The organism is Candidatus Avelusimicrobium stercoris (assembly GCF_002437085.1).
GTDB classification, from domain to species: Bacteria; Elusimicrobiota; Elusimicrobia; order Elusimicrobiales; family Elusimicrobiaceae; genus Avelusimicrobium; species Avelusimicrobium stercoris.
The window spans coordinates 61,767-74,383 of sequence record NZ_DJOA01000027.1 but is presented as its reverse complement, the minus strand read 5'-3'; the positions used below and the strand labels follow the sequence as shown (position 1 = coordinate 74,383).

The 12,617-nt window shown below is 51.7% G+C and carries 16 protein-coding genes; all 16 read right to left on the bottom strand.

The window, feature by feature from the left end; translation table 11 throughout:
• Nucleotides 1–118: 118 nt before the first annotated feature.
• Nucleotides 119–1,255, bottom strand: coding sequence for an AMP-binding protein (locus tag B2118_RS04475; protein WP_428053559.1), 1,137 nt, complete (start codon nt 1,253–1,255; stop codon nt 119–121).
• Nucleotides 1,239–2,021 (bottom strand): beta-ketoacyl synthase N-terminal-like domain-containing protein, encoded by a 783-nt coding sequence (locus tag B2118_RS04470; RefSeq protein WP_428053557.1) that lies wholly within the window; start codon nt 2,019–2,021, stop codon nt 1,239–1,241. The genes B2118_RS04475 and B2118_RS04470 overlap by 17 nt, the downstream gene beginning before the upstream one ends.
• A complete protein-coding gene (locus B2118_RS04465) occupies nt 2,014–3,216 on the bottom strand; it encodes a beta-ketoacyl-[acyl-carrier-protein] synthase family protein (protein ID WP_428053555.1) in 1,203 nt (400 codons plus the stop codon). Before B2118_RS04465 ends, B2118_RS04470 begins: the two co-directional genes overlap by 8 nt.
• Nucleotides 3,216–3,476, bottom strand: a complete 261-nt coding sequence (locus B2118_RS04460; protein WP_428053553.1) for a phosphopantetheine-binding protein — start codon at nt 3,474–3,476, stop codon at nt 3,216–3,218. The genes B2118_RS04465 and B2118_RS04460 overlap by 1 nt, the downstream gene beginning before the upstream one ends.
• Entirely contained in the window at nt 3,460–4,368 is a 909-nt protein-coding gene (locus B2118_RS04455) for a lysophospholipid acyltransferase family protein (protein ID WP_428053551.1), read from the bottom strand. Before B2118_RS04455 ends, B2118_RS04460 begins: the two co-directional genes overlap by 17 nt.
• Complete coding sequence (locus B2118_RS04450) at nt 4,352–5,494, bottom strand: glycosyltransferase family 2 protein (RefSeq protein ID WP_428053549.1); 1,143 nt, start codon at nt 5,492–5,494, stop codon at nt 4,352–4,354. Before B2118_RS04450 ends, B2118_RS04455 begins: the two co-directional genes overlap by 17 nt.
• Complete coding sequence (locus B2118_RS04445) at nt 5,491–5,949, bottom strand: acyl-CoA thioesterase (RefSeq protein ID WP_428053547.1); 459 nt, start codon at nt 5,947–5,949, stop codon at nt 5,491–5,493. Before B2118_RS04445 ends, B2118_RS04450 begins: the two co-directional genes overlap by 4 nt.
• Complete coding sequence (locus tag B2118_RS04440) at nt 5,946–6,296, bottom strand: hypothetical protein (RefSeq protein ID WP_428053545.1); 351 nt, start codon at nt 6,294–6,296, stop codon at nt 5,946–5,948. Before B2118_RS04440 ends, B2118_RS04445 begins: the two co-directional genes overlap by 4 nt.
• Nucleotides 6,287–6,703: a hypothetical protein gene (locus B2118_RS04435; RefSeq protein WP_428053543.1), complete on the bottom strand. Its 417-nt coding sequence runs from the start codon at nt 6,701–6,703 to the stop codon at nt 6,287–6,289. Before B2118_RS04435 ends, B2118_RS04440 begins: the two co-directional genes overlap by 10 nt.
• Entirely contained in the window at nt 6,700–8,958 is a 2,259-nt protein-coding gene (locus B2118_RS04430; protein ID WP_428053541.1) for an MMPL family transporter, read from the bottom strand. The genes B2118_RS04435 and B2118_RS04430 overlap by 4 nt, the downstream gene beginning before the upstream one ends.
• The gene (locus tag B2118_RS04425; protein ID WP_428053539.1) at nt 8,955–9,584 is read right to left on the bottom strand and encodes a LolA family protein; all 630 of its coding nucleotides are present in this window, start codon (nt 9,582–9,584) and stop codon (nt 8,955–8,957) included. The genes B2118_RS04430 and B2118_RS04425 overlap by 4 nt, the downstream gene beginning before the upstream one ends.
• A complete protein-coding gene (locus tag B2118_RS04420; protein WP_428053537.1) occupies nt 9,581–10,027 on the bottom strand; it encodes a hypothetical protein in 447 nt (148 codons plus the stop codon). Before B2118_RS04420 ends, B2118_RS04425 begins: the two co-directional genes overlap by 4 nt.
• The gene (locus B2118_RS04415; protein WP_428053535.1) at nt 10,027–10,410 is read right to left on the bottom strand and encodes a hypothetical protein; all 384 of its coding nucleotides are present in this window, start codon (nt 10,408–10,410) and stop codon (nt 10,027–10,029) included. The genes B2118_RS04420 and B2118_RS04415 overlap by 1 nt, the downstream gene beginning before the upstream one ends.
• Nucleotides 10,407–11,006, bottom strand: coding sequence for a lysophospholipid acyltransferase family protein (locus B2118_RS04410; protein ID WP_428053533.1), 600 nt, complete (start codon nt 11,004–11,006; stop codon nt 10,407–10,409). The genes B2118_RS04415 and B2118_RS04410 overlap by 4 nt, the downstream gene beginning before the upstream one ends.
• A 127-nt stretch (nt 11,007–11,133) precedes the next feature.
• Nucleotides 11,134–11,397, bottom strand: a complete 264-nt coding sequence (locus B2118_RS04405; RefSeq protein ID WP_428053531.1) for a phosphopantetheine-binding protein — start codon at nt 11,395–11,397, stop codon at nt 11,134–11,136.
• A complete protein-coding gene (locus B2118_RS04400; protein ID WP_428053529.1) occupies nt 11,394–12,614 on the bottom strand; it encodes a beta-ketoacyl-[acyl-carrier-protein] synthase family protein in 1,221 nt (406 codons plus the stop codon). Before B2118_RS04400 ends, B2118_RS04405 begins: the two co-directional genes overlap by 4 nt.
• Nucleotides 12,615–12,617: the final 3 nt, after the last annotated feature.

Below are 12,617 nucleotides of genomic sequence, written 5' to 3'. Positions count from 1 at the left end.
TTGTAACACAAATTTTCCGCCGTGTCAGCCCCCCTAGCAAGCAAAAACCCCGCCTTTTGGGCGGGGTTTTGCAGTTTCTAAAATAAAAAGCACTAGGCCAAAGCCGTTTGTTTTTTCTTTACCAATCAGCGGCCTTGCCCATTGCGGAAACAGGGAGTTCGCTCCCGAAGGTGAAGGTGCGCGGCAATTCGTGTACGGTCAGGCGCTGGGCCAGATAGGTGCGGATGATACCCAAATGCTCTTGGGTATAGCCTTCGTTCAGCACGATAAACGCCTTTAACCGCTCGCCTTCTTCGGGGCGCATTAAACGCACGCGGCAAGCCTTTACCGCCGGATGCGCGGCAAGGACCTCTTCCACCCGCTTGGGAAAAACATTTATCCCGGCCACCTGCACGCACGCGTCGCTACGTTTTATGGGAATTAAAAAGCGACCCTGTGTAGTTTCCACTTCATCAGGCAAGGTAAGCCAACTATTTTGGCTTTTGCGTTTAATCTGCGGTTGGTCATCCGTCAAAGACAGGTCCCAAAACGGAAATAATTCAAAGGCATCCGTGCTGTGGTGGCGGCGGGCGATAGCGCCCGTTTCGCTTGCGCCGTAAATTTCGGTAAATTGCGAAGCCCCCAGGCTATACAAGGCGTCTATAATTTCCTTTTTGCAAGGCGCGGTGGAGGACATTGCGTGTACGCCCTTAGGGAACGGATTTTCCAAGCGGACCCAATAGTTCCAAAACAGGGGGAACCCGGCTATCAAATCGCCCTCTTGCAAAATGTCGCTCCACGGTTGGGTAGGCAATGCGGGCAACACCAGCGCGGGAACATTTAAGGCGTGCGGGAGCGTAACGGTAAAGGTAAATCCGTACATATGGTTAGACGGCACCAGCGACACCACGCGCTTAACGCCTTTAAAGTCTGGCGCCACGCCGTAGGCTTCTTCTTCAATCATTGCAAGCGTGTGAATACAGCGTTTGGGCGTACCCGTACTGCCCGAGGTCAAAAAGGTAAGTTTCCGCCCGTGTAAAAAAGCGGCGTAGGCGTAGTCCGTCATCAAATCCAAGGATGAAAACACGCGTGGTTCGTAGCCGAAAAAGATAGCGGCCTTATCGGACACGGTTTTTAAAATATCCTGCGGCACCCGTTCAAAAAAATCCGCTTGGCTATTTTCGTCAAACACGGCCAAGGCATCCGCCTTTTTGCGGGCCAACTCCGTGCGAAACATATCCGTCAGTATGCGTTTTACGTCATTTAACAGTAACATAAGGCTCCGCCTCCACTATCATTTCCGCCCCGGCAAAGTTATCCCGCAAACAAAACGCTTTTCCCTGGGATAACAGGCGCGCCGTTTCCACCGCATTATACGCGGCGGACGAATACGCAGTTTGCGCGGGGGCTATTTTATTATCCGTGCGGGTAAATTCAAATTTGGTAACAGTAAACAAAGTATGCGCCGTTGGTTTTAAAGACACCGCAAACGCAGCCGCGGCGCGTGTAAAAGCGCCCTGGCGCACCACAGGCGCAAAAAGCGCGGGATATTTAGGCGCAATTTCGGCGGCTACGGGGTTAATGTCCTCTGCCACCGCCACCAACACGTCCTGGCACAGTCCGCGCTCCATAATTTGCCGGGCCGTCAGTAAGGCTCCCGCAAAGGAAAAATCAAACTGACCCGTGGTAACGCTGGGGCCCGATAAATGCAGGAAAACGGACAAGGTATGCGCCGTAGAATTATGCACGGAGCCCGCAAAGGCGGTGGGGGAAGAAAGTTCATCACCGTCTGCAATAATGGTGTCCATAAATTTGCAGGTGCTTTCCAGAGAACCCGCCCCGACAGCCACACTAAGCCCGGTTTCCTTGGGACTAGCCGGATCTATTCCCGCCTGTTCAAATGCGCGGAACGAACACAACAGCGCATTTTTGGCAATGGCTTCCATACGGCGCAGTTGGCGCGGCTGGGCAAAGGGCGCAAAATCTTCCGCCGCGGCGTCGCCCAGTAAATAAGAAAAACCGTTAATAAAAATTTTACCCATTGTAATCCTCCGCGCCCAAGACAAGGGCCGCGTTGCACCCGCCAAAGGCCAAGGAATCGCTGATAGCCGCTTTTTTGGAAAGGGGTTCTTTGGAAACGGTGGGAATAACTTGCAAGGCTTCATCCGGCGTTGTAAAGCCCGCCGTAGGGGGAAGCAATCGGCGGTTTAAGGCTGTTAAAGTGAGTACGGCTTCCAACGCTCCCGCGGCGCCCAAGGTGTGGCCTGTAACGCCTTTTGAACCCCACACGGGCACGCCCGGCAATACCGCGCGGAAGGCGGCGGCTTCGGCGGAGTCATTGGCTTGGCTTGCCGTACCGTGCGCGTTTACAAAGGCCAAATCGGCGGCGGAGAGTTCCGCTTCCTTTAAAGCAAAGTTTATCGCCTTTTTAAGGCCTTTTCCTTCGGGGTCCGGCGCGGTGGGGTGGAACGCGTCGCACGCATTGCCGTAGCCTAATATAAAACCTTTTGGCGTAAGGGAAAATTGTTCTTTTAGTTGCGGGCTGACAAGCAGCAAAGCCGCCGCCCCTTCGCCAATGTTAATGCCGTTACGGTTCTTATCAAAGGGTTTGCACTTATCCTTGGAAGCCACCAATAAGCGGATAAAACCGTCATAGGGAATTAAATTTATCTCGTCCGTTCCGCCGCAAAGTACGGCATCGCACAGGCCGCTTTCCAGCCAACTTTTTCCAAGGCCCACAGCGTCGGTTCCGCTTGCGCAGGCGGTTACCACCGTTTGAAAGGGCCCGGTAAAGCCAAAATAGCGACTGACGGTTTGCGCAGTAGAGGAAGCGAAGTAATGTGCCAATCGGGCGGGGTCCTGTGCGTCCACCTTTCCGGCGCGCCAATGTTCATATACATTAAAACAATGGAAGGACGCATCCACCGACGTGCCGATAATCACGCCCACACGGTACGGGCGCAGGTCGTCGGGTGTCAAGCCCGCCTGCAAAAAGGCCTCGCGCGCGGCCCTTAAAAAGAAGAATAAACTAATGCTTTGGTCTTGCGGCTTATCCGCTAATACATCATCCGGCACCATAAAAACGGGGTACGAAGACGCATAAGCACTCTTTACACGGTCCGTTGGCAACGCAAAACGCGCACGCCCCAAAAGAGCCTGTTCAAATACTTCGTCCGCCGTTTTTCCGCAGGCGCAAACGCACCCGGTTCCGGCTACCGCAACACCCTTATAAGTCATTATTTTTTCCGGTTCTTTTCCACATATTCAGCCAAGGTGCCCAAATCTTTAAAAATGGCGCGGCCTTGCTGCATATTTTCAATCGTAATGCCGTATTTCTTTTGCAAGAGCATAATCAGTTCCACGGCGTCCAAACTGTCCAGCCCCAGGCCTTGCTCGCCAAAAATCGGGTCGCTTGCGCCAAATTTGGACAAATCCGCTCCGCCCAAATCAATGCCCGTGGCAATCATCTCTTTAATTTCATCAATCGTTTTCTGCATAGTTGCTCCACAAATTAAAATAATTGAAAAACTGATATGGATATTTTATACAAAATTTTTCCAACTCGTCCACGAATTGTTGCGCATACGGAACGTAATTTTCCTTTTTAGGCCCCAATTCGGGGATTCGCAGCACTTTTACGGTCTGCGTGGCAAACCGTCCGCGCTTTTCCCACGGGAAGAACTGCACCACCACCGGGGCCCCCGTGGCCGCCGCCAAGCGGTAAAAACTGTATGGCACTTGTATTTTTCCGCCTAAAAAGTTCACGCTCACCGCGTTCTTTTCCGCCCCAAACACGCGGTCCGCCATTGCGCATAATACTTCGCCCTTTTGCAAGGCAACCATCATTTCCGGCACTCCGCCAAGCGGCCCCGCCGGATTAATCTGGTTCAAACTTGCAAAACGGTGCCCGTGCTGAGCGACGGTTTTGTCGTTATCCTTGGGGTTGCGGTAATACACCACGTTTAAGGGGGCGTTAATAAAAGTAGCCAAATTGACGGCCATTTGCCAGCACCCGGCGTGCGCGGTCAGCAAAATAAGGCCCTTTCCCTCGGCTAATAACTGGCGGCACAGATTACGCTCTTCCTCAGTGGAGGACACGCCTGTTTGCCCTAAAATTCCCAAGGCGGCCCTATCAATAAGCGTGCGTCCAAAGGTTAAATTTAAACGGTAGGTATGCTTAAAAAATTGCCACTTGGAGCGGGGGGAAAAGCGCCGCGCTATATACGCCCGCGAACGCGCGGACACCGACGGCATAAGCGAATACACCAGCACCACAATATACAAAAACGCATACGCCAAAGTTCTCCCGCCCACAAAAATAAGCGCGTACATAAATTGGTGCTTTAATTTAGAGGCCAAACTGCGCCCGGTTTCATTTTTCCCTTGCACACAGCCCCCTGTTTACCAAATACCCAATGCTCCACACCACTAAAAAAGCGCACAGCGCCAGTATAGGCGCCACAATACACGACCCCAGCACCCACTCCCACACACGCTGCCAAAATTGGCGGCCCAAGGTGGTTAAGTTAAATTCCGTTAAAAACCGCCCATAACGCAGGAAAAAGCCAACCTCTATGCAAAGCGCAGGCACAAGGGGGCCAATACAAAACTTTTCAAACGAAATCGTCAAAATACGGTTTAAATTCCACCACCCGGCCCCGCCAAAAAGCATTAGTTGGCGAATCCCCGGCAAGGCAACCGCCCCGCAAAAAATACCCCACGCGGCGGATAGGGCATTTTTGGTAATATTTCCCGGGGTTTTTAAATTTAAAACCAAGGCTTCCCAATACCCGCGCTTTTCCACCTGCCCTGCGTTATCCACAAAATACTGGCGGTGCGGAATAGGGAGCATAGAGCGGACGGTCAAATGCGTATTGAGTACCGTTAGGCGCAGGTTGTCTTTCAGTTTGCTAAAATGCGACACACGCGTTTTGGAATATGATACCGACACAGGCACCTCCACCAGCGGAAATCCAGCCCACAGCGCGCGCACGGCAATTTCCACCTCAAAGGCGTAGCGTTTGGAAAAACATTTGATATGGTTTAAAATTTCTACGGGATAGCAACGGTACCCGCTTTGGATATCGTTTACCGTTTTGCCCGTTTGCAAATGAGCCCAAAAACCGCCGAATTTGCGGCCAAACTGCGAGGATTTGGGAGCGTCCGGGCCAAACTGCCGCACCCCGATAATCAGCGCGTGCGGGTGCTCTTCGGCTGCCTTGGCAATCAACGGGTATTCCGCCGGATCTAACTGTCCGTCCGCATCTATGCTGACGATATGGCTAAACCCGTGCGCCGCCGCCCATTTGGCACTTTCCTGCAAGATAGCGCCCTTGCCCCGGTTTTTTTCAAAACGGACCAAGGTAACCGGGAGCCCCTTTAAAATTTCTGCGGGCGAAACATCACTTCCATCGTCAAACACCGCCACATTTGGATTTTGGTCCAAGCACCGCTGTACCACACTTTTTAAGGTGGTTAAGTGGTTGTAGTGCGGGATGACGATAAGCAGTTTCATTTATTTTCTTTCCAGCGGGCTAAAAAGGTTCGCGTAAAGGCGGGCCACTCAAAAAGCAAATTAAAATCTTTATCCACCATTAATTGTACGGTGCAACCGCGGGCCATTACCTTTTGGTTCTTGTCAAGCACGGTAAAATCGTAATTGAGGCGGGCGGCCTCGGTGTAAAAAAGCCGGGCCTTAATTTCGTATGTTTCGCCGTATTGCAGGGGAGCCAAATAGTCGGTCTCCAAGCGGCGGACGGGAATCATCACCCCGTGGTTATAAAAATCTTGGTAGCCAATACCCAAACTGTCGCCCAACGCCACGCGGGCATCCTCAAAAAATCCCGCGTAATGCCCGTGCCACATAATGCCCATCGGGTCAATTTCGTTAAAGCGCACCGTGCGGAAGACGGATTTTTCAAGCGGTTTTGGGGAACCGGGCGCGGTGGTAAAATAGGATATATTTTTCATAAAACCTCTTTAAAGGAGCAAATCAGTTGGCTTAATTTTTTGCCCGTTTCGTCCGTCAGTTCGGCTAAATATTGGCCGTCCGGGCGAGGGATAAACGACAAGTTTACCTGACAATTTGGCAAAATAGGGCGCATAAATTTAGCGCGGGAAACGCCAGCAATTTCCTGTTTTTTACCGCTTTGGCGGCTAAACGCGTCAGCGCACAGGCCCATTTGGCACACCGCAGGCAACAGCGGGTTCCCCGGGAAATGACCTTTAAAGGCCGGGAAATCCGCCGGAATATGATACAAAAAACGGCCATCCTTCTGCGCTACAAAGCAAGCAGATAAGGCTTCATTTAATAGCATAATAAATCTCCTTGGGTTTTAATGTGCAGGACCCCGCGGCTGGGAGCATCCTTATACACAAACTCCTCTTGCGGGCAAGGGGTTATTAACTGCGCCCGCGCCATACGCCCAAACCCGCCCACCAGCCGCGCCGGGAGTTGCGGCATTTTGGAATAAATGGCTATTTCCGTTGGCGTAACGAATAAATCGGCCAGTTTACCGCCCATTACGGACAATATCACCAAGCGCACGCCGCCCTCTTTCGGTTCGGCAAGTGCGGTAAAATCAAGCCCATACGGCTGATACACACCCGATAAACGCACCGCTTGGCGGGTGTTTACCTGTTCCGCCGGGGCGGTTTTATACACAAGGCCCGATGAACACGCACTTAAAAAAACAGTAAATATAAAAAATGGTAAAAATTTCATTTTTGCTCCAAAAACGCGGGTAAAATAAATAACGACGCCAACATCGCTCCACCCACGCCTAAAAAGGACGATAAACCCATTATAAATAATACCCCGTGATTAGCCCCTATCAGCACGCCAAAGCCCGCCAAGGTGGATAACCCGGCCGCCAGCAGCGCAGACGGCGGGTAAGCGGTGGGCTTTCCGGCTTGGGTTTTCATTACCTGAAAAATACCGTAATCTATCCCAAGGCCCATTAAAAGCGGCAAAAATACCAGAATAAACAAATTTACCTGCACCTGTAACAGCCAAAAGCACCCAAAGGTAAATCCCGCCGCCAACACCACCGGGATAAAGGTTAAAAGCGCGGTTTTTAACTTTTTAAACGTCAGCCAAACGGCCGCCAAGTTAAAAAGAAATGCTAACAGCACAATTTTGAGGGCTTCGCGCCCAACGGCCCCAATTAAATCGCTTTTCAGTTCGTCCGCCGCCACAAAGACCGCGCCCGACTGCTGGGCCGCTTCCCGGTAGCGCCGTTCATTGGGCACAATATTTACCACAGCACTCCGCCCGCCCGGCAGAGAAACCAGCGGATTATAAAGGTCCGTAAAATCAAATGTATCCGGTGCGGGGGCGTTTAAAATACTTTCAAAAAACGGCGCAAACCCGGCCGGTTTTAATCCCAGTTTTTGCGCTTCTTCCGACACCAACAGCCGCGCGTAATTGGCGCGGGACGCGCTCCAAAAACTGCGCCAGCGCGCCACGTTTTCCGACCGCAATTTGTCCGACGGTACCACCCCGCCTACGGCCAGCGGCAGGGGGAAAGATTCGTTGTTTTCCAGTGCGCTTTCTTTGCTATTCCCAAACACAAATAAAAGCGCGTTATTTTGTGCAGTTTTAGCAAAAACGGAATCAAAAACCGCCTTATCTTTTTTAAAGGCGGGGGTGGAAGCGTTTAAATCCTCCACATTGCCGCTAAATTGCACGCGCCACACGCCAAGCACGCCAAACAAAATAAGCCCCGCGCTTACCCATACCGCCACCCGGCGGGACAAGGGGGACACGCTAAAAGCATAAGCGGGCTTTTTTACTTCGCCCAAGTGGGTCCAATAGTGGGGGAAAACATACAGCGCCAGCGCCAAGGAAAGCGTCAACCCTGCCACCGAGAACACGGCAATCTGCCTAAATAACTCCACGGACGAGCAAAAAAGCGCCAAAAAGCACAGCGAGGACGTCATAAAATTGCACAAAAGGTGCTTTTTCATATGGGATAGCGTTTCGCGGGCCGGGGTATTTCCCGCGCCGCGCAAGGCAAAAAATACATATACGGAATAGTCCACCGACAACCCCGCCACCACGCTCCCGAAACCTAGCGTAATGCCCGACAAATGCCCAAACACCGCGTATGTTATCAGCGCGGCGGGCGGCAAAATAAACACCGGGAGCAGGTAAATTAAAAGTGCGCTTTTGTGGCGGAAGAAAAAGATAAAAACAGCGGCCAGCGCAAGCAGGGCCAACACGGAAATTTTAATGAGGTCCGTTTGAATCATACGGACATTTTCCACCGTGTAGCGCAGGGCCCCCAAATAAAACGCGTGGACGGAAGGCCCTAATTTTTTTGCCGTCTGTTGAAAAGCGTCCGCAAAGCGTTGGGCCACCTTAAAATCTGCGGTTTGGCCCGGGAAATCATACGGGCCGATAAGTGTTTTACCGTCCTTGGAGGATAAAAAGCCGTCTTGGTATTCTAGCGCCGTGCCCGCGCCGAAAGCGGCCAGTTTTTGCGCCATTAATTCCGTAAAATTTAAGGGGTCTAATGAAATAAAATCTTTCAGCAAAAAACCTTGAAAGGACAGTAAATTTTCGTAATTGTCTGCCATACGCTTTTTTACAAATTCCGGCGTAAGGCGTAATAACAGCGTTTGCTCATCATCCGCCGAAAAGCGGTACGGGAGCGCACGGTAGAGCGTTTGGGCGTAGTCCGCGCCCGGAGTGGGGGGCAAGGATAATAAATCCGCCTGCGCCAGTTCGGCGCGTAAAGTATCAGCCGCCAAAGAAGCCTCTTCGGCAGACGGGGCGGAAACCCCGATAAAAACTTTTTTGTTAAGCGGGGAATATTCAAACAGTTCCACCCGCTCCCGCACAGAAGCGGGAATCATTGCGTGGATATTTTCGTCCGGTTTTAGGCGCGTTAAACCCCACGCGCACACAAGCACCGCAAGGCCCAACAGGGCGGCAACGGGCTTTTTGTACCGGGCAAAAAAGTTCCACACACTCATTTAAACGTGCCCTCCGCAAGCGGCTTATTAATTTGTGTTTCCGTAAACGACAAAACGGTATAATCGCCGCCGGGCTCCGTCATTTGGATTTTAGATAAGGCCTGCGGGTTATCCGTGGCGAACCAAACGGAAATTTCTTCCAGCATTTTGTTTTTGTCCGAAAGCGGCTTTAAGCGCACTCCGCCCTCAAACACCGTAATTGCGTACGTCTTGGAAAGCGTTTGCAAATCAAACGACAGCCACACCAGTATTTGCGCGGCAATATTGCGCGCCATAACGCCCTTTACGGGTGTTTTCTTGCCCCCTTCCAGGCGGAAGGCGGAAGCGCCGTCCAAGATAAAGCCGTTTTTAAACGGCTTTTCATATTCCCAGCGGATACGCGCCGGGGATTTTTCAAACGAAAAAACGCCCTCGCTGACGACGGGCTCGGTTAAAAGAGTCATATGCTTTTCCTGCGTAAAGCGGCTGTGAATTGTTTGGACGGCGGAAAAGCGCGCGGCAATTTGCGCCAGGTCATCAGTCTTTTGCGCGGCGGACACTTCGCCCGCGCTCGCGGCCTTTTGGGCAGGCTCCGCCCACGCAAACGGGGTAAAAAACAACACTAAAACAAGCAATAAAATTTTCATTTCATCTCCGGCGGGATATTGCCTTCCCACATAAAAATATACACGGTACCTTCGGCCAGTTTTTCACTTCCGCGAAACACCGCTCCCGATACAATACGCGTACCCATAAAGTCGTCCTGTTGGGTTACTTCGGTGGTTAATTCCTCGCTCGCGCGCGCGTAAGAAAAAACGCGGAAATTACGCACGCTGACCAAATACCCGCCACCCTCGGTGGACAGCCCGGCAAATTTGCGGCGTTGGGCCTCGCCGGCGGCGAAACTCTGCGCCATAATTTCGCAAAACGCTTCGGGCGCAAGCGTACCGTCCGCACGCAGGAAAAGATGATTTTTATGAATCACGCTCTTCACGCGGCAGACGGTATCGTCCACGCTTAAAATTTCGTCCACCAGCCGCATCGGCGGCTTATGGGGCACCAAGGTTTCAACAGGGGAAAAGGCGGTCATTATTTACCCGTTATGGCCGCACGGTAAATGGCTAAATCCAAGTTGCGCACCCATTGGTTGTATTTGGGGTGGATTTTATTCTTTTTGGCATTGTAGTGCATATTGTCGCTGCCAGCGTACTCAATAGAATAGGTGTTTTGCGTATAGGGGATATACACTTCCACCGAGTGCCCGCGCGCCACCAAAACGCCCTTCATAAGGCCTGGGCGGACGGCGCTCATCGTCCAGCGTTTGGCAGAGCCACCCTTCAAAATAGCCTGCTGCATAGTGTTTCCAGCGGACAAAACAACTGTTTTGTTTTCCACGTTATATACAGGGGCCAACGAACGGCAACCCGCCGCCATAAGCCCGGCCAATAACACCATTAGTAAAGTTTTCTTCATATATTCTCCTTTTCAAGTTCCTGCATAATTTGCTTTTTGACCGTTTGCGCCATTTCCAAATGCGCAAGCGGCCCTGTAAACGCTCCCGGCATTAACGCCGGAAGGGATTTCAAAACGATTTTGGCGGGGTGCAATTTGATTGTACCCGCGGGCAACATTTTGCCCGTGCCGCCAATCGCCACCGGCACTACGGGCAGTTTTAAAAGTTCCGCCAAATAAAAGGCTCCGCTTTTAAAACGCGCCTGCGGATTTTTGCGCGAACCCTGTGGGAACAGCACAATATCGCACCCGTTTTCCACCGCGGTTTTACAGCGAGCGAGCATTTCCTCGGGCGCGGTCTTTTCCGCGTCCATATAGCCGGCGGCCTGCATTACCGGGCGGAAAAACGGCAGTTTAAATACCCACCCTTTGGTAATATACACCACATTGTTAAACCCCAGCGCTGCCACCGTGTATAAGTCCAAGGCCGAGGCGTGGTTAGCCGCCACAATGCAGGGGCCTTGCGGGCGCGGGGCACGCTCCTCTTTCCAGCCACTGGAACACAAGCGCATACAAAACAAAATACCTTTGGACTGGATAAACACAAATTTCCGCACATTTTTGCCCGATTTACCGGGAAATAACCACAAAAAAGGCCCGGCCGCTAAGCCGGAAAGAAAAAGCCATAATATAGCCGAAGTGCCTATTATGGCTGTGTTAAAAAGGGTGCGCAGGGCGTACATACTATTTGGCTTCGTGTTCGCGGGCCAATTTTTCAATAAAATCGTATAAATCGCCCAACGTAACGATAGAGCGGATATCGTAACCTTGGCGCAAGGTCATACCGAACTTTTGCTCCAATACTACCACCATATCCACCGCATCCAAACTGTCCAAGCCCAAATCGGTCTGCATATGGGAGGTAGGCTTTAACTGTTCGTCGGTCAGTTCAAATTCTTTTTTAAGCGCTTCATTGGTTTTGTTGATAATTTCTTCTCTCGTAATCACAGGGGGCTCCTTAATACGGCGGTGCAGTTGTTTCCGCCAATAGCAAAACTGTTTTTAACAATAATATTTACCGGGCGTTGTTCTTGGGCGCGCACATAGGAAAGGGGCGCGCAACGCTCATCTAACTTTTCCAAATTTTGGGTGGGGAGTAAAACGCCTTCTTCCAGCATTTTAAGGCAGGCTATCGTTTCCAGCCCGCCGCTGGCCCCCATACTGTGCCCCAAGTGGCCCTTTAAACTGTTTATTTTTACGCCGGAGCCGAACACCGTTTGTGCGGCTTGGCTTTCGGCAATGTCGCCGATAATGGTGCCCGTGGCGTGTGCGTTTAATAAGTCCACGGCTTGCGGCTCTATGTGTGCGTCCGCCAGCGCGTTTTGCATACACTCGCGCAGGGTTTGGGCGGACGGATAGGCCATATTTTCCGTTTCCGTATTGGAGGAAAAGCCGATAATTTCAGCCAAAATTTTGACTCCACGCGCCTTGGCGCTTTCCTCACTTTCCACAAATAAAAGTCCGCATCCTTCCGAGGCAACCAGTCCCGTACGGTTTGCGTCAAACGGGCGGCAAGATTCGTTGGGTTTATCGTTAAAATTGTAACTGGTGGCCTGCATAATATCAAAGCAGGCGCTAAACATTGGGTGATATTCCTCGGTTCCGCCACAAAGGGCTTGTTTTACAAAGCCCGCCTTTACCGCTAAATACGCAAGGCCGATATTCATTAGCCCCGTGGCGCAAGCATCACTCGCCCCTACACACGGCCCGTTTATTTTTAACGCCTGCGAAACCGTGGCCAGCGGCGAGTGGTTCATAATTTGCAAAAAATCGGAAGTTTTAACCAGTTCCAAATGGTTCCCGTGGCAGTAGCCCGTGATTTCCATCCATTTGGAAATGCTGTTAAGTGTGGAGCCCATAAAAAAGCCCAAGCCTTGCGGGGCCTTTTCATAGCCGGCCTGCAAAAGGGCTTCCTTGGCCGCTGCATAGGCGTACAAGGCCATACGGCTCATAGAACGGCGGTCCCGGCGGGGAATATAGGAATAATCTATATCCGGCACGGTGGCGGCTACCTTGGTTTTAACCATTGGCAAAGATTGCAAGGCCTCTACCAAGTGCATACAGCCGCGGCCCGCTTTAAGCCCTTCCCATAGCGCCGTTACGCCCACCCCATAAGGGGACGTTGCGCCTGCGCCGGTAATGACAACTTTGGTAGGAATATTCATAAG

Bases quoted from the DNA above. Each gene is read 5' to 3' on its own strand.
- B2118_RS04445 (WP_428053547.1), bottom strand. From the start codon at position 5,949: ATGAAAAATATATCCTATTTTACCACCGCGCCCGGTTCCCCAAAACCG.
- B2118_RS04475 (WP_428053559.1), bottom strand. From the start codon at position 1,255: ATGTTACTGTTAAATGACGTAAAACGCATACTGACGGATATGTTTCGC.
- B2118_RS04415 (WP_428053535.1), bottom strand. From the start codon at position 10,410: ATGAAGAAAACTTTACTAATGGTGTTATTGGCCGGGCTTATGGCGGCG.
- B2118_RS04425 (WP_428053539.1), bottom strand. From the start codon at position 9,584: ATGAAAATTTTATTGCTTGTTTTAGTGTTGTTTTTTACCCCGTTTGCG.
- B2118_RS04440 (WP_428053545.1), bottom strand. From the start codon at position 6,296: ATGCTATTAAATGAAGCCTTATCTGCTTGCTTTGTAGCGCAGAAGGAT.
- B2118_RS04470 (WP_428053557.1), bottom strand. From the start codon at position 2,021: ATGGGTAAAATTTTTATTAACGGTTTTTCTTATTTACTGGGCGACGCC.
- B2118_RS04435 (WP_428053543.1), bottom strand. From the start codon at position 6,703: ATGAAATTTTTACCATTTTTTATATTTACTGTTTTTTTAAGTGCGTGT.
- B2118_RS04420 (WP_428053537.1), bottom strand. From the start codon at position 10,027: ATGACCGCCTTTTCCCCTGTTGAAACCTTGGTGCCCCATAAGCCGCCG.
- B2118_RS04450 (WP_428053549.1), bottom strand. From the start codon at position 5,494: ATGAAACTGCTTATCGTCATCCCGCACTACAACCACTTAACCACCTTA.
- B2118_RS04430 (WP_428053541.1), bottom strand. From the start codon at position 8,958: ATGAGTGTGTGGAACTTTTTTGCCCGGTACAAAAAGCCCGTTGCCGCC.
- B2118_RS04400 (WP_428053529.1), bottom strand. From the start codon at position 12,614: ATGAATATTCCTACCAAAGTTGTCATTACCGGCGCAGGCGCAACGTCC.
- B2118_RS04460 (WP_428053553.1), bottom strand. From the start codon at position 3,476: ATGCAGAAAACGATTGATGAAATTAAAGAGATGATTGCCACGGGCATT.
- B2118_RS04465 (WP_428053555.1), bottom strand. From the start codon at position 3,216: ATGACTTATAAGGGTGTTGCGGTAGCCGGAACCGGGTGCGTTTGCGCC.